Origin of the sequence: Mycobacterium attenuatum (genome assembly GCF_900566085.1) — a bacterium.
GTDB classification, from domain to species: Bacteria; Actinomycetota; Actinomycetes; order Mycobacteriales; family Mycobacteriaceae; genus Mycobacterium; species Mycobacterium attenuatum.
Window position 1 is genome coordinate 41,209 of sequence record NZ_UPHT01000046.1, and the last position, 23,953, is coordinate 65,161.

General features: G+C 63.8%; 24 protein-coding genes and 3 pseudogenes. 10 read left to right on the plus strand and 17 right to left on the minus strand.

The genetic code is table 11. The annotated features are described in order from the left end of the window. Nucleotides 1-5: 5 nt before the first annotated feature. Both EET13_RS07460 and EET13_RS07465 read right to left on the minus strand, forming a co-directional pair. Entirely contained in the window at nt 6-977 is a 972-nt protein-coding gene (locus EET13_RS07460) for an NADPH:quinone oxidoreductase family protein (protein WP_122441677.1), read from the minus strand. 31 nt (nt 978-1,008) lie between these two features. Further along, a pseudogene (locus tag EET13_RS07465) lies at nt 1,009-1,931 on the minus strand (zinc-binding dehydrogenase). Nucleotides 1,932-2,049: 118 nt separating this feature from the next. On the opposite strand from EET13_RS07465, the gene EET13_RS07470 reads away from it, so the two are divergent. The 3 genes from EET13_RS07470 (at nt 2,050) to EET13_RS07480 (ending at nt 3,316) form a co-directional block, all read left to right on the plus strand. Continuing rightward, on the plus strand, nt 2,050-2,280 hold the full coding sequence (locus tag EET13_RS07470; protein ID WP_122441678.1) for a type II toxin-antitoxin system Phd/YefM family antitoxin: 231 nt from the start codon (nt 2,050-2,052) through the stop codon (nt 2,278-2,280). 8 nt (nt 2,281-2,288) lie between these two features. Continuing rightward, nucleotides 2,289-2,660, plus strand: coding sequence for a type II toxin-antitoxin system VapC family toxin (locus EET13_RS07475; RefSeq protein WP_244603811.1), 372 nt, complete (start codon nt 2,289-2,291; stop codon nt 2,658-2,660). 119 nt (nt 2,661-2,779) lie between these two features. Continuing rightward, nucleotides 2,780-3,316, plus strand: a complete 537-nt coding sequence (locus tag EET13_RS07480; protein ID WP_122441680.1) for a GNAT family N-acetyltransferase — start codon at nt 2,780-2,782, stop codon at nt 3,314-3,316. A 49-nt stretch (nt 3,317-3,365) separates the two neighbouring features. Here EET13_RS07480 and EET13_RS07485 read toward each other — a convergent pair whose 3' ends face one another. From EET13_RS07485 to EET13_RS07495, 3 genes are read right to left on the minus strand one after another with little or no spacing between them, the layout of a single operon-like run. Then, nucleotides 3,366-4,382 carry a VOC family protein gene (locus tag EET13_RS07485; RefSeq protein ID WP_122441681.1) on the minus strand — a complete coding sequence of 339 codons (1,017 nt, stop codon included), beginning with the start codon at nt 4,380-4,382 and terminating at the stop codon, nt 3,366-3,368. Beyond that, nucleotides 4,379-5,251, minus strand: coding sequence for an alpha/beta fold hydrolase (locus EET13_RS07490; protein WP_122441682.1), 873 nt, complete (start codon nt 5,249-5,251; stop codon nt 4,379-4,381). The genes EET13_RS07485 and EET13_RS07490 overlap by 4 nt, the downstream gene beginning before the upstream one ends. Then, a complete protein-coding gene (locus EET13_RS07495; protein WP_122441683.1) occupies nt 5,248-6,834 on the minus strand; it encodes a bifunctional 3-(3-hydroxy-phenyl)propionate/3-hydroxycinnamic acid hydroxylase in 1,587 nt (528 codons plus the stop codon). The genes EET13_RS07490 and EET13_RS07495 overlap by 4 nt, the downstream gene beginning before the upstream one ends. 102 nt (nt 6,835-6,936) lie before the next feature. On the opposite strand from EET13_RS07495, the gene EET13_RS07500 reads away from it, so the two are divergent. From EET13_RS07500 to EET13_RS07510, 3 genes and pseudogenes are all read left to right on the plus strand, one after another. After that, nucleotides 6,937-7,581, plus strand: a complete 645-nt coding sequence (locus EET13_RS07500; protein WP_122441684.1) for a TetR/AcrR family transcriptional regulator — start codon at nt 6,937-6,939, stop codon at nt 7,579-7,581. Next, nucleotides 7,578-8,363 carry a 2-keto-4-pentenoate hydratase gene (locus EET13_RS07505; protein WP_122441685.1) on the plus strand — a complete coding sequence of 262 codons (786 nt, stop codon included), beginning with the start codon at nt 7,578-7,580 and terminating at the stop codon, nt 8,361-8,363. Before EET13_RS07500 ends, EET13_RS07505 begins: the two co-directional genes overlap by 4 nt. 32 nt (nt 8,364-8,395) lie before the next feature. Beyond that, a pseudogene (locus EET13_RS07510) lies at nt 8,396-8,554 on the plus strand (acetaldehyde dehydrogenase (acetylating)); the annotation flags it as partial. Nucleotides 8,555-8,690: 136 nt separating this feature from the next. Here the strand turns inward: EET13_RS07510 and EET13_RS07515 are convergent. The 6 genes from EET13_RS07515 to EET13_RS07535 all read right to left on the minus strand — a co-directional run bounded on the left by EET13_RS07515 (nt 8,691) and on the right by EET13_RS07535 (nt 14,424). Continuing rightward, nucleotides 8,691-9,701, minus strand: coding sequence for a methyltransferase (locus EET13_RS07515; protein ID WP_168991246.1), 1,011 nt, complete (start codon nt 9,699-9,701; stop codon nt 8,691-8,693). 99 nt (nt 9,702-9,800) lie between these two features. Beyond that, complete coding sequence (locus EET13_RS07520; protein ID WP_122441687.1) at nt 9,801-11,228, minus strand: cytochrome P450; 1,428 nt, start codon at nt 11,226-11,228, stop codon at nt 9,801-9,803. After that, nucleotides 11,225-12,385 carry a DUF6545 domain-containing protein gene (locus tag EET13_RS07525; protein WP_122441688.1) on the minus strand — a complete coding sequence of 387 codons (1,161 nt, stop codon included), beginning with the start codon at nt 12,383-12,385 and terminating at the stop codon, nt 11,225-11,227. The genes EET13_RS07520 and EET13_RS07525 overlap by 4 nt, the downstream gene beginning before the upstream one ends. Before the next feature lie 50 nt (nt 12,386-12,435). After that, nucleotides 12,436-12,942, minus strand: a complete 507-nt coding sequence (locus EET13_RS07530) for a hypothetical protein (protein WP_122441689.1) — start codon at nt 12,940-12,942, stop codon at nt 12,436-12,438. A 454-nt stretch (nt 12,943-13,396) separates the two neighbouring features. Then, on the minus strand, nt 13,397-13,804 hold the full coding sequence (locus EET13_RS29860) for a hypothetical protein (protein ID WP_136623129.1): 408 nt from the start codon (nt 13,802-13,804) through the stop codon (nt 13,397-13,399). After that, complete coding sequence (locus tag EET13_RS07535) at nt 13,801-14,424, minus strand: hypothetical protein (RefSeq protein ID WP_136623130.1); 624 nt, start codon at nt 14,422-14,424, stop codon at nt 13,801-13,803. The genes EET13_RS29860 and EET13_RS07535 overlap by 4 nt, the downstream gene beginning before the upstream one ends. A 516-nt stretch (nt 14,425-14,940) precedes the next feature. Here EET13_RS07535 and EET13_RS07540 point away from each other — a divergent pair. The 3 genes and pseudogenes from EET13_RS07540 to EET13_RS32715 all read left to right on the plus strand — a co-directional run. Next, nucleotides 14,941-15,423 carry a hypothetical protein gene (locus EET13_RS07540; RefSeq protein ID WP_136623131.1) on the plus strand — a complete coding sequence of 161 codons (483 nt, stop codon included), beginning with the start codon at nt 14,941-14,943 and terminating at the stop codon, nt 15,421-15,423. Nucleotides 15,424-15,841: 418 nt separating this feature from the next. Next, on the plus strand, nt 15,842-15,985 hold the full coding sequence (locus EET13_RS30235; protein ID WP_168991075.1) for a hypothetical protein: 144 nt from the start codon (nt 15,842-15,844) through the stop codon (nt 15,983-15,985). A 193-nt stretch (nt 15,986-16,178) separates the two neighbouring features. Continuing rightward, a pseudogene (locus EET13_RS32715) lies at nt 16,179-16,403 on the plus strand (4-hydroxy-2-oxovalerate aldolase); the annotation flags it as partial. A gap of 30 nt (nt 16,404-16,433) precedes the next feature. Here EET13_RS32715 and EET13_RS07550 read toward each other — a convergent pair. From EET13_RS07550 to hisN, 4 genes are all read right to left on the minus strand, one after another. Next, a complete protein-coding gene (locus tag EET13_RS07550) occupies nt 16,434-17,642 on the minus strand; it encodes an acyl-CoA dehydrogenase family protein (protein ID WP_122441692.1) in 1,209 nt (402 codons plus the stop codon). A 32-nt stretch (nt 17,643-17,674) separates the two neighbouring features. After that, nucleotides 17,675-19,096 carry an acyl-CoA dehydrogenase family protein gene (locus EET13_RS07555; protein ID WP_122441693.1) on the minus strand — a complete coding sequence of 474 codons (1,422 nt, stop codon included), beginning with the start codon at nt 19,094-19,096 and terminating at the stop codon, nt 17,675-17,677. 79 nt (nt 19,097-19,175) lie between these two features. Continuing rightward, nucleotides 19,176-20,276 (minus strand): AmmeMemoRadiSam system radical SAM enzyme, encoded by a 1,101-nt coding sequence (gene amrS / locus EET13_RS07560; RefSeq protein ID WP_122441694.1) that lies wholly within the window; start codon nt 20,274-20,276, stop codon nt 19,176-19,178. Nucleotides 20,277-20,290: 14 nt separating this feature from the next. Further along, complete coding sequence (gene hisN, locus EET13_RS07565; protein ID WP_122441695.1) at nt 20,291-21,073, minus strand: histidinol-phosphatase; 783 nt, start codon at nt 21,071-21,073, stop codon at nt 20,291-20,293. A gap of 23 nt (nt 21,074-21,096) precedes the next feature. Here hisN and EET13_RS07570 point away from each other — a divergent pair, with 23 nt between their 5' ends. Further along, nucleotides 21,097-21,426, plus strand: a complete 330-nt coding sequence (locus EET13_RS07570) for a hypothetical protein (RefSeq protein WP_122441696.1) — start codon at nt 21,097-21,099, stop codon at nt 21,424-21,426. A gap of 17 nt (nt 21,427-21,443) precedes the next feature. Here the strand turns inward: EET13_RS07570 and EET13_RS07575 are convergent, their stop codons facing one another. Continuing rightward, on the minus strand, nt 21,444-22,577 hold the full coding sequence (locus tag EET13_RS07575; RefSeq protein ID WP_122441697.1) for a PPE family protein: 1,134 nt from the start codon (nt 22,575-22,577) through the stop codon (nt 21,444-21,446). Nucleotides 22,578-23,172: 595 nt separating this feature from the next. Then, a complete protein-coding gene (locus tag EET13_RS07580; protein ID WP_425293647.1) occupies nt 23,173-23,913 on the minus strand; it encodes a slipin family protein in 741 nt (246 codons plus the stop codon). Nucleotides 23,914-23,953: the final 40 nt, after the last annotated feature.

The following is a 23,953-nucleotide window of genomic DNA, read 5'->3' on the forward strand; positions in this document are numbered from 1 at the left end:
GCTCGCTAATCGCGGACACGCAACACGACTTTGCCTTTGGCGCTGCGATTCTCCAGCGATGCCACCGCGACGGCGGCCTGCTCCAGCGGGTAGACCACCGGCTCGGGGGGAGGCAGCTCGCCCGAGCTGAGCAGCCGCTCGAGTGCGGCCCACTGCTGCGACAACGCGTCGGGATGCTTTCCGGCCCAGGCGCCCCACCCGACACCGACTACGTCAATGTTGTTGAGTAGCAATCGGTTGACCTTCACCGTGGGAATTTCACCGCCGGTGAAGCCGATGACCAGTAGCCGTCCCGCGGGGGCAAGTGAGCGTAGCGAATCGGTGAACCGGTCGCCACCGACCGGGTCGACCACCACGTCGACGCCGCGACCGTCGGTCAGGGCCTTGACCGCATCCTTGAATCCCTCGGCCAGCACCACATCGGTGGCTCCCGCCGCCGTCGCAATCGCGGCCTTCTCCTCGGTGCTGACCACCGCGATGGTGCGCGACGCCCCGAGTACCGGTGCCAGCCGCAGCGCCGACGTGCCGATGCCGCCCGCCGCGCCGTGCACCAGTACCGTTTCGCCGCGCTGCAACCGGCCGCGGACACTCAGGGCGAAGTACACCGTTAGGTCGTTGAACAGCAAGCCCGCTCCCGCCTCGAAGCTCACGTTGTCGGGCAGCTTGAACACCCGGTCGGGGGAGAGCACCGCGACCTCGGCCATGCCGCCGGTGAGCATCGTCAACCCGACAACCCGGTCGCCGGCACGCACGTGCGCATCCTGGGGCGCCGAGCGGACCACGCCGGCGATCTCGGCTCCGAGGACAAACGGCGGCTCCGGCCGGTACTGGTAGAGGCCACGGGTGAGCAACGCGTCCGGAAACGCCGCGCCGGCGGCGTACACGTCGACCACGACACCCTCGCCGGCGGGTTCGTCGATCTCTGATATTTCCACCGCACCCGGCCCTTCGAGCCGTGTCACCCGTATTGCGCGCATACCACCTCCGTTGTCAATTCCCGGACCCAATCTAGAACCCGCCCGCTACCCGTACCACGGCCCGGCCGGTGAATGCGCCGGCCCGCACCTGATCGACCACGTCGACCACGTCTTTGATGTCGACCTCGGTGGTGATGTCGGCCAGGTGACGCGGCCGAAGCGAATCGCCGAGGCGTGCCCACAGCTGACGGCGCGCCGCCGGTGAGGCCGCTGGCGGCCACCGCCCCGCCGTAGTCGGCGGCGCTGAGCACATCGGCCAGCGTCGCGCCGCCCACGCAGTCCACCGCGGCTGCCCAGCGTGCGGTGGTCAATGGCCGCGGTTTCGCGTCCGGGTCGGTGGGCAGCCTGCCGATAACCTCAATGGCACCAAGTGTTTTCAGCAGTTCGGCGGCCTGGGGTTCGCCGGTCGAGGCCACCACCGGGTAGCCCGCAGCCGCCAGCAGGTCGACGCTGACCGAGCCGACGCCACCGGATGCGCCGGTGACAACGACGGCACCGGCCTCAGCTGCGATGCCCCAGTTGATCAGCGCCGGCACACTCATCGCGGCGGTGAATCCGGTGGTACCAATCGCCGCGCCGTCGTGCGGACTCAGCGCGCCGAGCGCCACCACCTGATCTGCGGGCAGCCGCGCATAATCGGCATAGCCGCAGTGGTGGCCGGTACCGATCTGATAGCCGTGGGCCAACACCATGTCGCCGACGGCGAAGTCGGGCGACTGCGAGTCGACGACCTCGCCGGTCAGATCGATGCCCGGAACGACGGGAAACAATGGGATAGGTGCGCACCACACCGCCGCGCGGCGTCAAGGCGAGCGCATCTTTGAAGTTGACGCTCGAATACAACACCCGGATGGTCACCTCGCCGGGCGGTAGGTCGGCCGTGGTCAACGTCTCCACCGTCGTGCTGATGCGGTCTGCATCCTGGCGTGCCACCAGCGCTTGAAACGTCTCCATGAGGTTGGACGCTAGTCGCGGCGCCGCGTGTCTTCGCTGCTCGCCCGCCAACCGCCAAGCGCCCGAGACCCGGACGATTGCTAGCCCAACTAGACTAAGTCCAGTAGACTGGTATCTTGTGCCAACCGTCAACATCCACGATGCGAAAACCCATCTGTCGCAACTGCTGGCCCGCGTCGAGAACGGGGAGACGATCACGATCGCTCGCGCCGGCAAGCCGGTCGCCGACCTGGTCCCGCACCTACGTACCGACATCGCCTTCGGCGGCCTGGCCGGGCGGCTGCATTACGACGCAAATCACTTCGACGACACCGATAGCGATCTCAATGCGTTGTTTGGCATCGAATGAGCGGCCTGTTGCTCGACACCCATGTCCTACTCTGGCTGCTCGACGACAATCGGCGATTAGGCGCCCGGGCGCGCGACCGGATCGCGGGAAGCGCCGCGGTCTATGTCTCCGCGGCGAGCGCCTGGGAACTCGCCATCAAGGCGGCTGTTGGCAAGATTGCGCTGCCCGACGACTTGGACGACGCGATCGACCGGTCCGGTCTGCGGGATCTGCCCGTAGCACGTCGCCACACCCTGGCGTCCGACCTCACCGCGCTGGCCCACAAGGACCCATTCGACGCGGTCCTGGCGGCCCAGGCGAGGGTGGAGCGGCTCACGCTCGTCACGGCCGACGCGAAGCTGTTGACGGCACTGCCCGACGCCGTCGACGCCAGAATCTGACCGCGACGTTGAGGCTTACGAGTGACCAAATGTACCGCCGCGCGGTCGGCGCAGGACGTGGCCTTGGTCGATCTCGAGCTCGACGGGACCCGTGAGCAGTTGAACGAAGTTGTCGGCTGATGCCCCAACATGTCCGTTCTGCCGACGCCGCCGACGCTGCGGCCTGCCTCGCCGTGTACCGGCCGTATGTGCTGGACACGGCGATCACCTTCGAGACGGAAGTGCCGACGGTCGAGGAGATGGCCGCCCGTATCGTCGCTGCCCGCCTCACGCACGAATGGCTGGCGCTCGAGGTTGCCGGAGACGTCGCCGGTTATGCCTATGCGCAGCAATTCAATCCGCGTGCCGCCTACCGGTGGTCCGTCGAGACGAGCGTATATGTGGCGCGCGACCAGGGGCGCATGGGAGGCGGGCGAAAGCTCTACGCCGAATTGCTCAGTAGGCTCGCGGCGCGTGGTTTCCGGCGAGCATTCGCCGCCATTGCCCAACCCAACGACGCGAGCAATGCCCTGCACGAGGCCTTCGGGTTCCAGCCGGTGGGCCGATTACGGCGGGTCGGGTGGAAGCACGGGGCCTGGCACGACGTCCAGTGGTGGCAGCTGGACTTGGTTGCCTGCGAGGACGAGGTGGACCCCCCGCGCGAAATCGTGCCCTGAGATCCGGCGTCGTAGGGGCCGTCATGACCCGCGGCCTGGTCGCCACCTCTTAGTAGTCGTCGAGGATGCCGGCCCCGGCTAGCGTGGGCACGGTGTCTTCGCGGCGCAGCAATGACCGTCCCGCCGTCTTGAACTGCGCCAGCTTGCCGATGATGTGCTCGCCTTCCGGGGTATGGCCCCAGATGCTGATCCCCTGATGTGTCGTTGGCTCCCAGGTGTTTTCGTCTACCACAATGGGGTTCCAGCCGAGCTCCCATTCAAAACCCGAGGGCGTCATCGCGTAATAGGACAGCTCGCGGTCGTTGGTGTGCTGACCGACACCCAGCGCCATGTGGAACCCGAGTTCCTTGACCCGCTGATAGGACGCGGTCATGTCGTCAAGTTCGGCGACCTGGACGTTGACATGCTGTACTCGGGTTCGAATCGGGTTGAGCGGCAACAGGTTCGTCGCGGCGATTGCCACCGAGTGGTGACGCTCGTTGACCCGCAGAAAGCGGATCTTGAACTTCAGGCCGCTGATCGTCTCGTCGATGTAGTCGCTGAGCCGGGCATCGAAGACGGTGTTGAAGTAACCGCGAACCTGATGCGGTTTCTTCGATGTGACGGCAACATGGCCGATGCCGCCGTCACCGGTGACGAAGCCGCCGTGCACCGCCATCCGCAGCGGCGTGGTGCCGCGTCGCGCCCGGGTGAAGATCTCCTGTGCCAGCCCGTTGGGCCCGGGAAACCGCGCCAGTCTTTCCACGCCGCGCAGCAGGGCTTGTTCGCCGGTGCCTTCGGCGATCGGAACACCGTGTCGCCGTACTCGACCGACGATCTCGTCGAAGGTATGGTGGTCGTCGAGTTGCCATCCCAGCGCCGTGACGTCTTCGGCCGGGCCGCGCTGCAGCAGGAACCGGCATTCGTTGTCGTCCAGGCGAAACCGGATCACGTCGGCCAACGCGTCGTCAAGATGCATTCCGATGGCGTCGCGTCCGAAGCGGCGCCAATCGTCAAACCTGTTCGTCTCGATGACGACGTAACCCAGATGCACATTGCCGAATACCGACACGGCTGGTGTGGTCATGATGCGTACCCCGATCCGCTCGAAAGAAATTCACGCACAACGTGGTTGAAGAACTCGGCGCGTTCCCACTGCATCCAGTGGCCGGTGCGCGGGGTCATGATCAAATGCGCATTGGGAAGCAGGTTCAGCAGCATTGGGCCGCCGGTCGGCCGGTTGACCTTGTCGTCGCGGCCCCACAGCACCAGGGTCGGAGTCATCAGATGCTTGAGCCGCTCGTCGCGGGTGAGGTCCATGCGCCACAGGGTGTGCAAAGCCTTCGGCCCGGACGGGCGCCGCAGCGGCGGATTCGCCACGACCTCGGGGTCGATGGAGGCGGTGTACCTCAGGTCGATCAGCTCATCGGGGATCGAGGCGCCGTCGTAGACCAGATAGTTGCGGATGAAGGCCTCCAGCTTGTCGCGGGTAGGCCCCTCGCCGGTGTAGTAGGCAAGCAGGCTCTTCAGCCCGGCGCTCGGGATACCGCGGGTCGTCCCGATCCCACCGGGTCCCATCAGCACCAGCTTGCCCACCCGTTGCGGCGTGTCGAGGGCGAGCCGCAACGCACACGAGCCGCCGTAGGAATTGCCGACCAGGTGTGCGGAGTCGATGCCGAGCTGGTCGAGGAGCCCGCGAATCATGTTGGCCAGGTAGCCGAATGGGTCGGTATGGTCGACGCTCTTGGCCGAGCGACCGTAACCGGGCATGTCGGGCACGATCACACGGAAATTGCGGCCGAGCGCATCGATGTTCCGGGAGTAATTGGATACCCCGGCGGCGCCGGGCCCGCCGCCGTGCAGCATCACCACGGCCGGCCCGCTGCCCGTCTCGGCGACGAAGATTGGTTTGCCCGCGACCATGACGGTGCGCTCGGCAAGCATGCTTGCGGTCATGCGTTGGCTCCGACCTTGCTGGAAGTTGTTACGGTGTTGGCTGCGAATCCGGCGGGCGGGGGCGGCAATGGCTGGCCGGATTGGGCTGCGGCGTAGATGAATCCGTCCGGGCGCAGCACCACCGCCGGCGCATCCTTGCTTTGCAGCCAGCGCAGCAAAGTGCCGTCGCGGTCGCGGATCGCTGCCGGGTCCGCACCATCCTGCGGACCGATCACCCGGATCGCCGGTACGCCGAGCTCGGTCCAGGCACGGGAACCCGAAGGCGCGTGACCGGTGTAGAGCAGTGCCCATCCGTCACCGAGCGCGTCGTCGAGACGCACGGCGGCGTCCTTGGTGTCGACGACCCACGGTTGTGGGATCTGCCAGCCGGCCGCCCGATGGCCGGTCGCCAAGAAGCCGTCTTCGTAGCGCGCTTGGGGAACCCACATGAATTTCTGCAGTTGCGTCATCACTGCGGGTAGCCGCGTCAGCACGCGTCCGGCCCCATTGCGCAGCGCCGCAATAATTTTGTGGTGTTCGGTGATGATCCGGCCGACGAAGACCGCGCGCCGGGTCACCTCGGTGACGTGCGGCTTGCGTTCGGCCTGGTAGGAGTCCAGCAGCGAGTCCGGCGCCTGCCCGCGCAGGACGGCGGCAAGCTTCCAGCACAGGTTGGCCGCGTCGCGCACACCCGCCGACATGCCCTGACCGATCCACGGCGGCATGGCATGCGCCGCATCGCCGGCCAGGAAGACGCGCCCCACGCGCCAGCGGTCGGCGACCCGGACGTGGTGGCAGTAGACCACGGCGCGCAGGATCTCGACGTTATCCTCGGTGATGCCCTGGGCGTTGAGGACTTTCCAAATCTCTTCGTGCTGAACCAATTTCTGATCGTCCTCGCCGGCGCGGGCTGGAAACTCCCAGCGGTGGTGGCCAAGCGGGGTCGGGCAATCGACGGTGGGACGCGCCGGATTGCAGTGGAACCGCAGGCGGTCGTGGGCGTCCCATTGCCGTTTCACCTTGGTATCGATGACGATCCAGCGTTCGGCGTAGGTACGTCCCGAGTAGCCGACACCCAGCTGTCCGCGGGTCGGTGACGAGCCTCCTTCGGCGGCAATGACATACGAGGCCTGGACACGTTTGAAGGTGTCGGCGCGCAGGTCGGCCAGCATCAGCTCGGCCGCATCGCCCTTGGGCGCCACGCGCAGACATTCGTGTTGCAGCAGCACCTCGACGTTCGGGAAGCGGTCCACCCCTTCGCGCAACACCTTGTCCACCGCGGGCTGATACAGGAACTGCTGCGGCGGATGCCCGGTGCCGTGAGACTCGATCGTGAGGTTGATGAAGGACCGGCCGTTGGCGTCGACAAACGAAATCGGCCGGTCCGGCAGCATGTCCTGCTGCAGGCGCTCGGCCAAGCCGACCGACTGCCAGATCCGCATGACCTCTTCATCGGTGGAAATCGCGCGGGCCCGACCGTAGATATCCGGATCACGCTCAATAACAACAACGTTCAGTCCTAGCTGACCCAGCAGGTTGGCTGCGGTAGCCCCGGTCGGGCCGTAGCCGATCACTGCCACGTCGTAGATCGACGGCTCCTTCATGGCTCTCACCTCTCCTGCCCGGCCACCGGGCTTGTTATGTAGTGATCGCTACGGTAGTGTAGTGATCACTACATAGTCAAGATCCGATATCAAGGAGATTCGATGGCCAAGAGCAAGGAGCCCAAGGCCGCGAAGCCCCGGCGCGGCCGCGCCGATGGTGAGCTATCGCGCGCACGAATCCTTGACGCGGCCACCGAGATTGCGGCCGAACGCGGCTACGAGGGCACCAGCATCGCGCTGGTGAGCGCCAAGTGCGGGCTGCCCGCCAGCTCCATCTACTGGCACTTCAAGGACAAGGACGACCTGATTGCCGCCGTCATCGAGCGCAGTTTCGGCGCCTGGGAATCGGCATGGGGCGCACCGGAGAGCGGCACCGCGGAAGAGCGGTTCCAGGGATTGGCCACTCAGATAGCCAAGGCGTTGCTGGATGCGCCGGACTTCATTCGGCTCGGTCTCATGCTCGCGCTGGAACGCCGGCCCACCGAACCGCGCGCCCGCACGATGTTCCTGCAGGTCCGTGCCCAGGCATTCGGGCAATTGGTGCAGAACTTCCGGGAATTCACACCCGGGTTGACCGACGCGCACGCCCATCAGGTGGCGACGTACGCGATGGCCGGCGCGGACGGACTGTTCATCGCGAAAGAGGTTGGCGGCGACGCGGTCGATCTCGTAGCGCTGTTCGAGTTGCACGCGCGCGCGATCTACGACATGGCCCGTCGGTTCGTCGAAGAACGGAAGAAGCGATGAAACTGAGCATGATTCAGGTTGACGAGGCCGCCGAGCTGCTGCACGCCGCGCAGCTGGGCCGGGCGCCGATCGGTCCCCTCAGCGCGCGCTACCCCGGCCTCGGCGTTGTCGAGGCGTACGCCATCCAGCAAGCCAACCTGTCCCGGCGGCTGCGTGAGGGACGCAGGGTGGTTGGCCACAAGATCGGCCTGACGTCCGAACCGATGCAGATCCTGCTCGGCGTCGACGAGCCCGACTTCGGTTACCTACTCGACGACATGGTTGTGGCCGGCACAACCGTCCCGGCCGCAAGGTTCTGCGCGCCGCGGGTCGAACCAGAGGTCGCGTTCCTGTTGCGGGAGCCGTTAAGCGGACCCGGGGTTACCGCCGCCGACGTCCGCGCCGCGACCGAGGCGGTGGCCGCCGCTCTAGAGATCGTGGACAGCCGGATCGCCAATTGGGCGCTGACCTTGCCCGACACGGTCGCCGACAACGCCAGCTCCGGGGCCGTCGTGCTCGGTGACTGGGTGACGTACGCCGACAGTCCTGCCTTGGCTGACGCACAGGCGTCGCTGTCGCTCAACGGAACTGAGATCGACACGGGCACCGGCTCGGCGGTGATGGGCGACCCGGCGGAGGCGGTCGCCTGGCTGGCCAATGCGCTGAGCCCCTTTGGCACCGAGATCGGGCCCGGAGAGTTCGTCATGTCCGGGTCATTTACCACCGCGGCATTCGTCCAACCCGGCGATCACGCCTGCGCCACCATCGGCGGTCTGGGCACGGTGTCGCTGACCTTCACCTGAGGAAGAGCGTGACCACACCAGCGAAGTGGCCGGTGGCCATCATCGGCTCGGGCAACATCGGCACCGACCTGATGATCAAGATCCTGCGCGGCGACGGTCCACTCGCCATGGCGGCGATGGCCGCCACCGATCCGGAGTCCGACGGGCTGGCGCATGCCGAACGGCTCGGGGTCGCGTGCACCGCCGGGGGGAATTGACAGCCTAGCCGCTAGCTTCCTGACTAAACCGCTCACCCGCCAATCACCTCACGTGAATGCTCTCGTCGGGTCCAAATCAAGGCGGACTCACTCACCGTATGCCCACCTTCGGTCAACGTTGCCCCGCTTCTTACGGGGCGATGGCCTCGACCAGCATCGTCGGCCCGAAGTGGCGGACTCGTCCGGGTATTAGCCCAGCGTCACGCATCAGACTCTGCACCTGCCGCGGTGAACGTTCCCGACCGCCCTCGCAGGTGGTAAGCATGTGCGCGTCGAGCATTGCTGTCACCGCGTTTGGGCGGCTTGATTCGTGGTGCAGATCGATCGTAACCAGCTTGGAACCGGACGGCATGGTGGCGCGGACCCGTGTGAGGATGTCGCGACAGGCATCGTCGCTCCAGTCGTGCAGGATCCACTTCATCGTGTAGACGTCAGCTCGAGCATCCAGCTGACCGAACAGATCACCGGCGCGACACTCGATCCGGTCATCCAACCCTCGATGCCGCAGAAATTCTTCTGCTTGCTTGATCACCTCAGGTGAATCGAGCAGAACGCCACGAGCGTCAGGCCGATGTTCGAGGATGGCCGCAAGCACGTGCCCGACGCCTCCAGCGACATCGCAGATGATTCCACGGCGTGGCCATGGATATGCGCGCACGATACCGGCAACGTCGAACTCAGTGAGCTGGCGCATTGCATTTGCGAATGTCGTGCCCATGTCTGGGCGGTCGCCGAAGTAATCCCATAACGACTTGCCGAACGACCTCTGGTATCCCGAGGGTTGGGCGCCCTCGCGCAGCTGCGCGTCGAGGTGCGCATATACCGCCGCGGTGTCGGCATCTGCGCAGTATGCAACCCAGGAGGCCACCGAATTGGGGTGTTGGTGGCTTAGCGGTGCGCCGATCTTTGTCATGCGCACACGTCCCTTACGGTCCTTCTTTATCAATCGCAACGTGATCGCGGTGTTGACGATTCTGATCGTCACATCTGGGTCTAGTCCCAGTTCGTGTGCCAATTCGACTGGATAACGTGGATCCTTGCCGAGAGCATCGGCCAACCCCGAGGAGACGAGCGCACCCGCGATCTTCGTCCTCTGCAGCCCCAACGCGATGTCCAAAAAAAGTGCGATCTCTCCAGGCACCGCAGCATCAGCGAGATCCAACACACGGCTTCGAGCACCGATAAGGACGCGGGCTACCGACAGCGGCAGTGGCACAGCAGGTAAGCGCATCGGCAATGCCTATCGCCGGTCGCCAACGCGGCGGCGTGGGTGCAGGCGCAGCTGGAAGCCGGCCGGCTTGAGGGTCAGGGTTTCAGCAATCTTGAGTTCATATCCCGACTTAGCCTCCAGGTCGTATTGATGCAAGATCGTGGCCAGTGTCAACACGATCTCGTGCAGTGCGAATTGACGACCAATGCAGGCCCTGGGACCAGTACCGAAAGGCTTGTAAATATGCGGCGGCAATTGGCGCAAATTCTCGGGCAGGAAGCGGTCCGGGTCAAATTCGTCGGCGTCCGAACCCCAGGCCGAGGAGCGATGAGCGGCTAACAGGACGACCGCCACCCAATCCCCTTGCCGAAAGCTGTATTTTCCATTACCAAGCGTTGTGTCACATCGAGCTTGACGGTAGTAACCCGGCGCGACGGGCCATAGCCGCAAAGTTTCGTCGACCACGCGGCGCAGGTACCGCAACTTGGCGATGTCGTCGAATTCGATGTTGGGAATGTCGGGGTCGCGCCAGCGTTGGTCGATCTCAGCTTGGGCCTTGGCGGCCACGTCGGGGTTAGTGGACAGATAGTACAGCGCGAACGATATTGCGTTGGCCGAGGTTTCACTACCGGCGGCCATCAGCGTGAGCATCTGGGCGACAATGTTGTCGGCGTCGAGCAGTTCACCGGTATCGGGATCAGCGCTGTGGAGCATGATGTCGAGCATGTCCTGGCGCTGGCCTGCGTACGGGTCGCGCCGGCGCGACTCCACAATCTCGCAGACGAGACCACGGATGAATTCCATATCCGCCAAGTGCTGTAGATAGCGCTTCTTCCCGAAGAGTTTGGTGTAGAAGGGTATCGGATCGACACGCATAGCACGTCGGACATAGCCTAATTCACGTGTGATCGCCGCACTAAGCGCGTTCTCCGCAGGGTCGCTGAGGTTGCCAAAAGAGTGACTTAACCCGGCTCGCGCGATGATTTCCACGGTGAGCCGGTTGGCTTGGACGGGGATCTCGATCCAGGATTGCTTGGCGTCGTAAGTGTTCCATGCCTCGATGAGTTCTCGCACGGTGTCAGTAATGCTGTCGTGGTAATTCTTCATCGCTGCCTTGGTGAACGCTGGCATCAAGATGTTGTGGGCCTTATGCCAGTTGGGTTCATCGTTGTAGGCGGTGAACAGACCGTCGCCTAGCGTGAGACGCAACTTGTCGACGAGTGGTCCGACGTGCTTTCGCCACCGGGTTTCGTTATTCACCTCCTCGATCAGGGCAGTGTCGGCGAGCGCGATTGCTGACAGACCGAAGATGCGTTGCTGCAAGATCCCGCCGTCGGACTTGCGCAATTTGTCGGTCGTTCCCAGGACCGGGCTGGCGAAGTCGATCGTGAAGACATCACCGAGGACTGGCAGCCGAAAGCGAGGGTGCGGGATAGGCGTAGCAGTCAGTGGTGTCATATTGCCGAGCTCGCTTTCGTATTGGCCGCGGATTCAGTTGCCGCGCAAGCGGTAGGCCACCATTTCGCCAGCCTGATTAATTCGGCTGCTTCTTCTTCAAGGGTTGCCGCTCGCGACGCGACGATCGCTGCTGAGTCGACATCGAGGTGATCATCCACCGTGCTGCTTGCAGCTTTGGCTCTCGCCGCGTAAACCAGGCGAAGGGCTGCCAGCGCAGAGCCATGATCGCGCGGCGGTACCGCGTTGGGCCCGCCAAGGAAACAGCTCAGATCATGGGCGGGTATTGCACGGACGTAGGGGCGAAGTCGCAAGATAGCGTCGCGGATCTCGATGACGGTGTGGTGCAGCTGCAGCGCCGACTTTCCCCGCCCCGGCTCATCGGCAAAACCGAAGATGCATTCTGGAGCAACGGCTCTCATGGCCTGTCGCAGCGGCTGCAATTGGCACCAGCTGCGGCTGATCGGATCTAGTCCGAGTGAGCAGATTAGCTTCATCGCAAGCGGGACAGCAGCGACCACGAACGGGGCCGATATCGCGAAGAACAAGCCGGCCTGGTGAGTCTCCTGTCGGTAGGCCGCGGTGTTCGTCCAGCCAAGCTGGTCAAGAGTGTGCAAGACGAACTCGTGGAGCACGATCCCAACCCCAACTATTCCCATCGACAGGGTGTTCAGCGCAACCCAGCGTTCACGCCGCCTGCTGAGGCGATGCAACTCGCGAAGCGAATTCCGTATCACTTGCGTCGCTAAGACCAACAACATGGCTGTCATGCAACTCAAGTTCACCATGGAGCCCCAGCCGTGCATTAACTCAAAGGAGACTGAGTTGAGTCGAGCGCGACTACCAGAGATGAACAACCCAGCGGCAAAGAACACGGACGCCACGCGATAGTACCGGTGTTTGCGGCGAGTATCGACTTCGGAATTGCCCGACCATAAGAGGGTGAACCCGATGAATTCGGTAAAGCTGTAGGCCAACGCAGCACTACCTAATTGCCACATGCCAGGCGAAGTCATGAAGGCTGTTCCAACGAGTATGTTTTGCACGAGGTGCTCACGTAAGATCTGCGCAACCAGGAGAAATGTCAACGTACGATTGAAATATTTCTCATAGAGGTTATGGTTGCACCATCGATAGCGCCCGATCAGCACCGCAGTCATAAACACGATTAAAGGCCAAGCAATAATGCCGGGCACGGTGGAAGGTGTCATTATGTCGCCCGCGAGAAGAAGACGCTACTCATCATGGCTGATGAGCGCTCACTGGCTTCAGCGGCGGCGATCATCAGCATGTTTGCGAACATTTCGGCGTCGCGTTCTTGGCCGCTACCGTAATCCTTTCGCGTCAATATCGCATGCACGGTTGCCGGGTCGATATCGGGTAGCACTTTGCGCCATGGATCGAAGTCGAGTGTCCTATAGGTTCCGATTTCCTGGTCCAGCCCGTGCCCTAACATCATGTGCCCGACTTCGTGGCAGACGATTTGATCGATGTGGTAGTCAGACGTCCCGGATTGGTGAAAGATCAAGTCGTCGTCGTCGCGGATTAACCACACCCCACAGGGGCTTTCGGTGAACGCCGAAGTATCGGTGGGAATGAGCCGGATGCGCCTACCTCTTTGAGTGGCGAGGTTGTCAATGAAGACGTCCCTGTTCCAGGGAACCGGGATGGGCAACGCACGCGCAAGAGCAAGAAGCTCGCCATCAGGTACCGTCATCTAAAATTCCCCACCCGGCGAAGCGGTAGCAGGTAGCCGCTGAGGTTGTCGCGCTCCATCGACGGTGTCCATTGAACTGTCGATCGCCTCCGGCGCCGGTCCAACGGCGCGCATCGCCAGCTGACGCACCCGACTGTCAGTAGTTCCGGCAGGAGGTTCAGCTGGGCATCTAGCTGGTGGTCGATCCGAGGGTTGATCAGGTAAGACAGGCATACCGGCGCAGCATTTGGCGCCCGTACGTCGCGGCACGCTCGGGTTGGCCTTGATCTGGGTGCGCAGCTGGCGCATGTAGGCCGAGGTGATCGATACCCCGGTCTGTTTGGTGAGCATAACCTCGCAAAGTCTGTTGGGCTTAACTGACAGCTCGGATCTGCTCGAGGGCCATCCGGCCCAACTGTGCGGGTCAATTACCCTCGCTTTGCACATAGCCCCGCCGGTATGCGCAGAAGATCACTTAGCGGCTTTCGTGGCACGTTAATCGATCACCGCCAACAATATTGCCTAGCGCATCAATGGCTCGGCTACCCCGCAGAGTCAGACGCTTGACACCGGCATCGCGGGCAGCGGCTAATAGTCGAAGTTGCTTGTCCACATGCTCTGCGTGGGCACCCGTTGCGGCGAGGTATTCGGCGGACACGCCAAAATGTGTGGCGAGCCCCCGAACGATGTCGTGCTCGGGGGCTGCGGTCTCTTGTCTTAGGGCACTGATTTGATTGGCAGAGATGGTGCGACCGATGATTTGACTCACCGATCTGGCCACTTCCGCAGCTGACTGCTCCGGTTGCTCTCGCGACCGACATACGTTGAACAGCCTATTAAGTTTGGCTGCAAACGTCAGGGTGCTGGCGCTGGCGTCAGTCATTTGCCAGATTCTTCTCGTGGGTAGCTGCGGCGTCGCAGTCTTCGCCGAAATGACGCCTCAAGTTCGGTGTCGATATTTTCTGCGTAGCCCAAGAGCCATCGTCGGTACAACTTGTCAAGTTTCTGAGGATCGTCAGCTGAAACGGGGGCCGAAAGCAACTCGGCGAATGCGTATTCCAGTAGCGGCGCCATGGGTTGATAGTCTGTGGCATGGTTTCGTTCGAGCAAATCAGTTACATAATGACCGACGACGGCGCTCAGGTGCTGATTGAGGGTGTCGACGATGGGTCGGATTTCACCGGCCGGGATCGGTTCGGCGCTGTGGCCATCAAGCACGTCACTGAGCTGTGCCTGGGTTGTCATCATCGCCAAAATGCGCTCAAGGGGCAACGCCACGGTGCCGTCCGTAGGCTCCAACACCGCGCGCTTACCGACTTGCTCTCGAGGTCGGGGTTCATCACCGCCCCAGTAGGTGTTAGCTGCGCTACCGGGTACCCAACGAAGTCCGACATCGAACTTCGACAAGGTGCTCGGACGTGGGTCCTCTAATGCTCCAGCTTCCGCCTTGGCCAGCGTGGGCGCGGTAGGTCCACCGTTGCGGTTGACATCAACCAGCGTCATCCCGAGGTTTTGGCGCCGCCGCGACACATGCACCGCGAAATGCTGCCGATGTCCTGCCATAAGGTCATTTCACACTCCACCAAAATCAGAGACAAAAAACGATGAACAAATGAGTATCCGGTTAAGTCTTCAGAGTCTGATCCACGGTCCACGAAGATCTGTTGCCCAACCCGGCTTAGTAACCCGCTCCTGTCGCTTCATGTCACGCACGAAAGACGCGTCGGGGACATTTAGGTCGCAGACCGTAGGTCTAACAGTAACCATCGCCGAGTTTAACTTAAGTTGGCGGATCTAAACCTACGCCATATCGCGTATTTCATCTCTAGTACCGCTTACTTTATGGTTATTTTATTGTTGTTTGTTGTGTATTTAGGCTTAGCGACCTAGATTCCTGAGGACAACCATCGACGGAGCAGTTGAACGTCGCGGGTGGGCGTTGCGTGAAGCCTGCGGCGCCGCTATCGGTGCCCGGGCCTCCAATCTGAATAGGCCCCTCAACCGCAGATTGGAGACGATATGTCCGCCGCTTTCACCACACCCCTTGTCCCACACGGCGTTGCGGCCTTTGTGGTCGCTGCTCGCGGTATCCCCATGCACTTCAGCATTGACGAGGATGCCTTCGAGGCCTGGGTCGCAAACGAAGGCGATGATCTGCCGCGCCACCTGCCTGGCCCAGTCGATGCTTGTCCCGGATCGATCTTGCCAGAATTGGTTTATGGGGCGCTCAGCGCTGGTGTACTCGTCGGCGACCCTCGCATCGAATTGAATGTTCATGACGCGACGACCGCGGGTGAGCCCGGCTACGTCGTGCGACTGAACAACCGTGCCGGCCAACAGCTTTCGTTGGGCCTGGCCAGCGGATGGCACGGACTGTACTGGCCACCAAAAGAACTCACTCCACGTGCAAGTGCCCGCTACTACCTCTTGGAGGTGTGCTACAACGCCAACAAGTTACTTGACGGCCTGATTCCACTCTTACCTGAAGAATGCCTTTCATGATCACGTAGCGGAACAGGGCCGCTTGTGCTTCCGCGCTGGTAGCGAAATTGATTTCCGGCCAGTATGTTAGCTTGATTTTCAACCCAGCGACTGTGCGACTCCGGCATCGCCCCTTTAGCGGAAGCGTTGGGGATACCTTAGGCAATGCGTTGACCGAAAAATTGTGGTCAGCCCTACCGAAACCCCTTCTGCGGCATTAGAAATCGTTAGGGGGTTCAGCCCGATCGGGCGTTGATCATTCTGAATCCTGCCGACCCGACGATTACGATGCGGACAAAGTGTACTGCCTGGTAGACGAGGTCGACCACCTCGCGATCGAGGGCCGGTCGGAGGCCATGGTGGAGCAGGGGAGAAGCTAGGTGTCCGGCTACGCGTCCAGTTCGATACTGTCACCGCTGAGAATCCACTGTCCGTCCCGGTGACCGGCAAGTGCAGCGCCCGGGTTACCGTGCTGCTGGAAGTCGCCGGCGCAGCGTATTACCTGGCCCTGGCTTGGGCGGCCAAGGCTGCCGCCGAACGCATCGTCAATCACATCAGCCAAACCGCCGGAACCTGTCCATGATCCACGACACTTACCTCAGCGAGGTCACCTTGCGCGACGGAATGCATGCCGTGCGACATCAGTACAGCATCGAACATGCCTACCAGGCCGGGGCGAGCGTGACCGCGGGCGGGCGCCCACAGCACCGAGGCGGACATTGGCGCCTGATATCTCGCTTTGGCAAGAGAACTCGGCATGGATGGTTGGCCCTCTCATGATGATCGCTGTGACCAACTGGCCGGGCTGGGGCCACGGATGTGACCTGCACCTGCATCGAAGATGCCGCCGACGACCGGGCCCGTCCGCTGCAGAACCGGCCCGTACGGCGACCGGGAAACCCTGACTCTTGGCTATGCCGGGTCTAATCCAGTTATTGCGGCACGCCGAGACAGTCGCGGCCCGCTACGACGTCGACGCGCGCACGCTACTCGAAGAGGCATTGTGGTGCGGTGAGTGGCGCTCGGCACTCCTACTTGAGCTCGGCCGACGACAGGCCCAACAGCCGACGGGCAACCACCAGCTGCTGGATCTGCTGGGTGCCCTCGAAAATGTCCAGGATCTTGGAGTCGCGAGCCCACTTCTCCAGCAGCGTCTGTTCGGAATAGCCGGTGGTGCCGGCCAATTCGACACTCTTCAGCGTCACGTCGCTGGCCATCCGGCCGGCCTTGGCCTTGCTCATCGACGCTTCTTTGGAGTTGGGAATGTTGTTGTCGGCCTGCCAGGCCGCCCGCAACGCCAACAGATAGCTGGCCTCCCACTCGGCCTCCATCCGCAGGAACTCGGCCGCGGCGGCACTCTGGACATACGCGGGTCGGTCGTAGTCGATCTGGACTCCGGCGTTGGTGAGGATCTTGCGGATCTCCTCCAGCGCCGCGCGGCCGACCCCGATGGCCATGGCAGCAACGATGGGGCGGGTGTTGTCGAAGGTCTCCATCACCCCCGAAAAACCTTTGCCCTCTTGGATTTCGGGGTTGCCCAGCAGGTTGTCCTTAGGAATGCGCGCGTTGTCAAAGCGGATCACGGCGGTGTCGGACGCCTTGATGCCGAGCTTGTGCTCGAGCCGTTCGACCGTGACACCGGGGTGCTCGCGCGGCACGATGAACGACTTGATTGCCGCGCGGCCCTTGGACTTGTCCAGGCTGGCCCACACCACGATATGGGTGGCACGCGATCCGGCGGTGACAAAGATCTTTTCGCCGTTGATCACATACTCGTCGCCGTCGAGGGTGGCCGTCGTCGACACCGCTGCCGAGTCCGATCCGAATCCCGGCTCGGTGATGGCCATCGCCGCCCACACCTTGCCCAGCCGCTCGAGTTGCTCATCGGTGGCGACCGCGGAAATGGCCGCGTTGCCCAGCCCCTGGTATGGGACGGTCAACATCAGCGCGACGTCACCCCAGCAGGCCTCCAGCGTCTGCAGCAGCGCGGCCATGTTGGCGCCGTTGTGGTTGTCGGTGGTGGACTCGGTGTCGCCGAGCGCGTCCGCCCCGGCGAAGGCGACCGATTTGGCGTCCGCGACACCCTCGAACAGACTCATCATGGTGTCGAGTTCGACCGGGTAGGTGTGCTCTTTCAGATCGTATTTGCGCGAGACCGGCCGCATGATTTCGGCGGCGCCCTGATGCGTCATGGTCATCACGGCTTGCAGTTTGCGTGGTAGTTCCAGATTGATTGCCATCACTAGACTTTCGACTCGGATCAGATAACGACTCAGATAATGACGACACCCTCGGCGACGCCGATCGCCCGCAGGTCGCGGTACCAGCGTTCGACCGGGTGCTCCTTGGTGAAGCCGTGGCCGCCCAACAGCTGGACGCCGTCCAGGCCGATTTGCATCCCCTTGTCGGCGCCGAGCCGCTTGGCCAGCGCGGCCTCGCGGGCGAAGGACAGGCCCTGCTCGGCGCGCGCCGCGCCGCGCCAGGTGATCAGCCGCAGTCCGTCCAGCTCGATGGCGATGTTGGCGCACATGAACGCTACGGCCTGCCGGTGCGCGATCGGCTCGCCGAAGGCCTGGCGCTCTTTGACGTAGGGGACGACGTAGTCGAGAACCGCATGTGAGGTGCCGACCGCTAGCGCGGCCCAGCCCAGCCGGGCCAGCGCGATCGCTTCGGAGTAGTCGCCGTCGCTCGCCTCATCCTCACCCAGGCGCGCGCTCAGCGGGACGGTGACTCCGTTCAGCTCGACCTGACCCAGGGCGGCGGCGCGGACGCCCATACCCGGGTCCGGCTTGACACTCAGGCCCGTAGCCGACGACTCGACGATGAACAAAGCCGGTTTGCCGCCCAACTGAGCGCCGATGATGAACAGTTCGGCGGCGGCAGCGGCCGGGACCAACGACTTGACGCCGTCGAGCCGGTACCCGGACGGGGTGCGGGTGGCCGTGGTCTTGAGCCGGGTGGGGTCGAACAGCGGCTGTGGTTCGGCGATGGCCACACACGCCTGCGGAACGTTCTCGCCGGCGAACTCCGTGAGGTAGGTGGCCTGCTGGTCGGCGCTGCCCCAGTGGGTCAGCGCGGCCGCCACACCGCCGGGGGCCAGAATCGGCAACGCCAGCCCCATGTCGCCATACGCCAGTGCCTCGGCCACCAGCACATTGGTCACGCTGGAGCGGTGTTCGGCGATGCCGTCGAAGTCCTCGGGGATGTTGATCGCGGTGATGCCCAGCTCGGCGGCCTTGGCGATGAGGTCGGGCGGGTAGGTCGCCGCGTCGTCGGCGTCGTGCGCGGCGGGTCGCAGGATTTCTGCGGCGAATTCGTCCACGGTCTCGACGATCATCGTCTGGTCGTCGTCGGGGGTGAGGTCGAAGTAGTCCTTGCCGCTGGCCTTGAGCCGGGTCGCGCCGCCACGGAGGCTCTGCACCCGCCGGAACTGCCGGGTCGCGGCGCCGGAGGTGGAGAAGATGGTCTTGGCTCCGTAGCGCAACGTTCGGTTCAGCGGGTCGCGCAGGTGGTATTTGTCCAGAAATTCCTGGCCGACCAGGGGTGTCAGGAGGGCCAGCGCCACGTCGATTCCGCTTCGTTTGTGCGGCTGCGTCCCGATTGCGGTCTGGCGGCCGTGTCGGGACAGGCGGTTGCGGGTGCGCTGACCCTGCGGGCTGGAAGCAGTTTTGGCAGCGGGAAGTGTGTTGGTCATGTCAGCTTGCCTCTGTCGTTGGGGCGGTGCGATGACCATATCTTACTCTCGAGTAAGATAACTAGGGGCGTTAGCTACTTCACACCGTTGACAGGCTGGCGGGCAGCGGAAGCCGACGCCGACCCCAACCGCCCGGGGGGCCGTCGTACACACCGGCCAACTCACAGCCGCAGCCACGGCAGCGTCCGTCGTCGGTCAGGGCGTAATGCCGCATCGCATACCAGTCGCGAACCACCACCGCGGCCCCGCATCCCGGGCAGCATGTGGTGCCGCCCTCGGAGTCGTCGACGTTTCCGGTGTAGACGAACCGCAAGCCTTCGTCGATGCCGATCCGCCGGGCCCGCCGCAGCGTGGCCGGCGGTGTCGGCGGCGTGTCGGTCATCTTGTAGTCGGGATGGAATGCGGTGAAATGCACCGGCACGTCGACGCCCAGGTTTTCGCGGATCCATGCGCATTCGGCGGCAAGCTCTGCGTCGCTGTCGTTGCGGCCCGGGATCAGCAGGGTGGTGATTTCCAGCCATATGTTGGCCTCGTGCCGTAGGTAGACGAGGGTGTCGAGAACATCGTGCAGGTGCCCGACGCAGACCTTGCGGTAGAAGTCCTCGGTGAACGCCTTCACGTCGACGTTGGCGGCGTCGATATGCCGGTAGAACTCCGCGCGCGGGGCCGGGCACATGTACCCGGCCGTCACTGCGATCGCTTTGACGCCCCGCCGGTGGCAGGCGTCGGCGACATCGGCGGCGTATTCCCAGAATATCGTCGGATCGTTATACGTAAACGCCACACTGCGACAACCCAATTCGTCGGCAGCACGAGCGATGTCGCCGGGACCGGCGCGGCTGGCGAGGGTGTCGGTTTCCCGCGACTTGGAGATGTCCCAGTTCTGACAGAACTTGCACGCCAGGTTGCATCCCGCGGTGCCGAACGACAGCACGGCCGACCCGGGCAAGAAATGGTTGAGCGGCTTCTTCTCGATCGGGTCGACGCAGAACCCGCTGGAGCGTCCGTAGCTGGTCAGCACGATCTGGTCGGCGCGCCGGCCGCGAACGAAGCACAGCCCACGCTGACCCTCGTGGAGCTTGCAGGCACGCGGACAGACGTCGGACTGGAGCCGGCCGTCGTCGAGGCGGTGCCAGTGTGTGGTCGAGACGGTGAACGGGTCGTCTGCTGCTGAGCTCATTCTCGGACGCCAGGCTACTCCCCGCCGAGCCTGGCCAGAACCTCGTTGTGCAGCAGGGCGTTGGTCGCCACGGCGCTGCCGCCGTGCGGCCCGGGCGCGCCGTCCAAGCTGGTGAGCCGCCCCCCCGCCTCGCGTACCAGGATGTCCAGTGCGGCCAGATCCCACACCGATACCTCTGGTTCGGCGGCGATGTCGACGGCTCCCTCTGCCACCAGACAGTACGACAGGAAATCCCCGTAGGCGCGCACCCGCCACACCGCGTCGGTCAGCTCGATGAACCGGTTTCGCAAGCCGAGCTGTGCCCAGCCCGACAGACTCGAGAACGACAAACTCGCCGAATCCAGTTCTGCCACAGAGGAAACCGACAGCCGGCAGGGCCGCGCACCGTCAACTGAGGCAAACGCACCCTGGCCGTGCGCGGCCCACCACCGCCGCTGCAACGCGGGTGCGCTCACCACGCCCACCGCGGGAACGCCGTCCTCGAGCAAGGCGATCAAACTGGCCCACACCGGCACTCCGCGCACGAAGTTCTTGGTTCCGTCGATCGGGTCGACGATCCACTGCCGCCCGCTCAAGATGGGGGTTCCGCCGAATTCTTCACCCAGGATGTTGTCGTCGGGACGCTCCCGGCCAAGCGCGGCCCGGATCTCGGTTTCGACCGCGCGATCGGCGTCGGTTACCGGGGTCAGGTCGGGCTTGGTGTCGACGTGCAGGTCGAGCGCGCCGAACCGGGCGCGCGTCACCGCGTCCGCACCGTCGGCGAGCGCTAGCGCAAGGAGTAGATCCTGCTGACTCACGCCAGCAGTCCTACCATGGCGGCATGGGATGGGAATTGGGCGTGTTGCTCATTTTGGTCGCGGTACTGGTGGTGTTCCTTGCGCCGCGGTTCTTTCCGCCCGGCCCGCGCGGTGCCCTGGCGGGCGGCACACTGCTGGTGACCGGCGTCAGTCCCCGGCCTGACGAGACGGGCGAACAGTTTGTCACCATCTCCGGCGTCCTCAACGGCCCAACCATCAACGAGCACAGCGTGTATCGGCGAATGGTGGTCGAAGTCAGCCAGTGGCCGGCCATCGGGCAGGTACTTCCGGTCGTGTATTCGCCGAAGAACCCAGACAATTGGAACTTCGCACCGGCCGAGCCGCCACCCTAGCCGCCCGACTAACCGAGTCACCCGGCCGCCGGTGGGTGCGCCATGACCGTGAGCCGCACCCCGTAGCGGGGCAACACGCCGGAGGCTCGCGATTGCGCCGGCACGGCCATACCCGGAACACCAGGCGCACCTGCGCCCGTCTCCTCGGTGCCCGGGATCGTCGTCAAGCCCGCGGGCGACAATGCCGCGACCGTCCGGGTGGCCGGAGCGGCCCAGCTCGCCGGAACGGACAGTTGCCCGATCGAACCCGCCTTGCCCACGTTCGCAAGCACCGCGTTCGTAGCTGTTCCCAATCCGGCACCGGTTGGCTGTTGCGCCGCCGCAAGCACCGAACCGGCTTCAGCCGGAATCGCCTCTGCCACGCTGGCCAGCGCCGGCGCCAAGGCGGCCTCGTCTCCGATAACGCCGTTGACGACCGACTCGACGTTGGACATCGCGCTGAACACCGCGAACACCGCGAATATCCCGTCGAGGATGACGAAGTCTTCGGGAACAAGGGTGGCCTGCAACGCCTGAAGTTCTCCCAGTGATTGGGACACCGCGGCGACCAGCTGCGAAATCGGGTCGGTGGCGGCGCTGGCGTTGGCCTGGGCGACGGCGGCGCTTTGGGCACTGAGCCCCGCCGGATCGGTGGTCTGCGCCGGCGCAGCGAACGGCATCAGTCGCGCCGCCGCCGTCGAGCTGGTGGCGTAGCCGTACATCGCCGCCGCGTCCTGTGCCCACATCTCGGTGTACTGCGCCTCGGTGGCCGCGATCGCTGCGGTGTTCTGGCCGAAGAAGTTGGTGGCGATCAACGCCATCAGCTGGATGCGGTTGGCGGCGATCGCCGGCGGTGGCACGGTCATCGCAAACGCTTGGTCGAAGGCCGCCGCCGCGGCCCGGGCTTGCATGGCCGTCTGCTTTGTCTGGGTGGCCGTCGCATAGAGCCAACCCACATAAGGGGCGACCTTGGCGGCCATCGACTCCGCTGCGGGGCCATACCAATCCAACGTGGTCAGGCCCGAAACCACCGATTCGTAGGTCTGGGCAGTGGTATCCAGCTCGGCAGCCAGTGCGTCCCAGCTGCCCGCCGCCGCGAGCAGCGAGCCGGGACCCGGGCCCGTGTAGATCCGGGCTGAGTTGACTTCGGGCGGCAATAACGCGAAATCCATTGTTTCACAGCTCCTTAGGTTCCTTGCGTCGTCTTTCACCGGTTCGGCTCGATGCCGTGATCGCTCGGTGCCTTCTCGGCGTGTCGTGAAATGTGGGACTTTTCGGGCCTGTGTCGGCGAGCCGAAGCCAAAAGCGCACTGGGTCACTGAGTTTGTGAAGCTGGCTGGTTGCGGCTGCTTTCACACAGCGGGGGTTAGGTCGCTGGCGGGCCATTCGCACAGGGCATTTTGGGTGACCTTCGATTCGGAGTGCCCGCAAACTGGCAAGCCGCAGCCGACCGCGTGCGCCGGTTGGTGTGATACTAGGCGACCGTCGAGCCGGTCCGCAGCGAATTTCGGCGATAGATAGCAAAGTCTGCCGACGCTGCTCCGGGGTGTCGACCCGCCATGTCCGGGCGGTGTTCGGCTGACGACACCGCAGCCGTGCGCACGTCACTGACGGAGTGCGCCCGTGGTCCGCCAGGCAACGCTGGGCGTGAGGTCAGCGCCGGCGGCCGGATGCCAACGTTGGCGGTCGATTGGGTCGCGCCCCTGCGCATCCCGGGCAGAACGGCAAGCCGTGATTCGGCTATAGCAGTGGTTGCTGAGCGTTCGCCTAGCTACGGTGGTTGAAATCTTCTTTCCCGAACCCGGAAATGCCTTGCAACAAGTCCGGTTGCCGCAAAAAAGGCGTGATGATGTCGACCGGTAGCGGGAACACAACCGTCGAATTCTGGTCCGCGCCCAACTCCAAAAGTGTTTGCAAATAGCGCAATTGCAATGAGGCGGGGCTCTTCGACAAAGTCTCGGCGGCTTCCCGCAATTCCTCTGATGCCTGCAGCTCACCGCGGGCATTGATGACCTTCGCGCGGCGCTCCCGCTCGGCTTCGGCTTCGCGGGCCATCGCCCTTTGCATCGACTCGGGGATCTCGACGTCCTTGATCTCCACCACCCGCACCTGCACACCCCACGGCTCGGTCATCTTTTCGATGATGGTGCGCAGATCGCTGTTGAGGTCCTCGCGGTGTGCGAGCAGGGTGTCCAGGTCCGCGCGGCCCAGCAGGGAACGCAGCGTCGTCTGCGCTATCTGTGACGTCGCCACCGCGTAGTTCTCCACCGCCAGAATCGCTTTCATGGGTTCGGTCACCTGGAACATGACCACGGCATTGACGCGGGCCGGCACGTTGTCGCGGGTGATCACCTCCTGCGGCGGAATGGTCAGCGTGACGAGCCGCTGGTCGACCCGGATCATTTTGTCCGCCAATGGAATCAGAAACCGAAGTCCCGGTTGGTAGAGCGGGCGTGCATGTCCCATCCGGAAAACCACCCCGCGCTCGTACTCGCGCAGCACCGCCATCGACAGCACGGCGAGCGCAACCAGCACGACGATGCCGATA

Coding starts and splice junctions, on each gene's coding strand:
- EET13_RS07495 (WP_122441683.1), bottom strand. CDS start 6,834: ATGAAGGAGCCGTCGATCTACGACGTGGCAGTGATCGGCTACGGCCCG.
- EET13_RS07520 (WP_122441687.1), bottom strand. CDS start 11,228: ATGACACCACTGACTGCTACGCCTATCCCGCACCCTCGCTTTCGGCTG.
- EET13_RS07525 (WP_122441688.1), bottom strand. CDS start 12,385: ATGACTGCGGTGCTGATCGGGCGCTATCGATGGTGCAACCATAACCTC.
- EET13_RS07540 (WP_136623131.1), top strand. CDS start 14,941: ATGTCCGCCGCTTTCACCACACCCCTTGTCCCACACGGCGTTGCGGCC.
- EET13_RS07480 (WP_122441680.1), top strand. CDS start 2,780: ATGCCCCAACATGTCCGTTCTGCCGACGCCGCCGACGCTGCGGCCTGC.
- EET13_RS07550 (WP_122441692.1), bottom strand. CDS start 17,642: ATGGCAATCAATCTGGAACTACCACGCAAACTGCAAGCCGTGATGACC.
- EET13_RS07490 (WP_122441682.1), bottom strand. CDS start 5,251: ATGACCGCAAGCATGCTTGCCGAGCGCACCGTCATGGTCGCGGGCAAA.
- EET13_RS07570 (WP_122441696.1), top strand. CDS start 21,097: ATGGGATGGGAATTGGGCGTGTTGCTCATTTTGGTCGCGGTACTGGTG.
- EET13_RS07575 (WP_122441697.1), bottom strand. CDS start 22,577: ATGGATTTCGCGTTATTGCCGCCCGAAGTCAACTCAGCCCGGATCTAC.
- amrS (WP_122441694.1), bottom strand. CDS start 20,276: ATGAGCTCAGCAGCAGACGACCCGTTCACCGTCTCGACCACACACTGG.
- EET13_RS07500 (WP_122441684.1), top strand. CDS start 6,937: ATGGCCAAGAGCAAGGAGCCCAAGGCCGCGAAGCCCCGGCGCGGCCGC.
- EET13_RS07485 (WP_122441681.1), bottom strand. CDS start 4,382: ATGACCACACCAGCCGTGTCGGTATTCGGCAATGTGCATCTGGGTTAC.
- EET13_RS07555 (WP_122441693.1), bottom strand. CDS start 19,096: ATGACCAACACACTTCCCGCTGCCAAAACTGCTTCCAGCCCGCAGGGT.
- EET13_RS07530 (WP_122441689.1), bottom strand. CDS start 12,942: ATGACGGTACCTGATGGCGAGCTTCTTGCTCTTGCGCGTGCGTTGCCC.
- EET13_RS07580 (WP_425293647.1), bottom strand. CDS start 23,913: ATGGCGGTGCTGCGCGAGTACGAGCGCGGGGTGGTTTTCCGGATGGGA.
- EET13_RS07505 (WP_122441685.1), top strand. CDS start 7,578: ATGAAACTGAGCATGATTCAGGTTGACGAGGCCGCCGAGCTGCTGCAC.
- EET13_RS07460 (WP_122441677.1), bottom strand. CDS start 977: ATGCGCGCAATACGGGTGACACGGCTCGAAGGGCCGGGTGCGGTGGAA.
- EET13_RS07535 (WP_136623130.1), bottom strand. CDS start 14,424: ATGACGCTGGTTGATGTCAACCGCAACGGTGGACCTACCGCGCCCACG.
- EET13_RS29860 (WP_136623129.1), bottom strand. CDS start 13,804: ATGACTGACGCCAGCGCCAGCACCCTGACGTTTGCAGCCAAACTTAAT.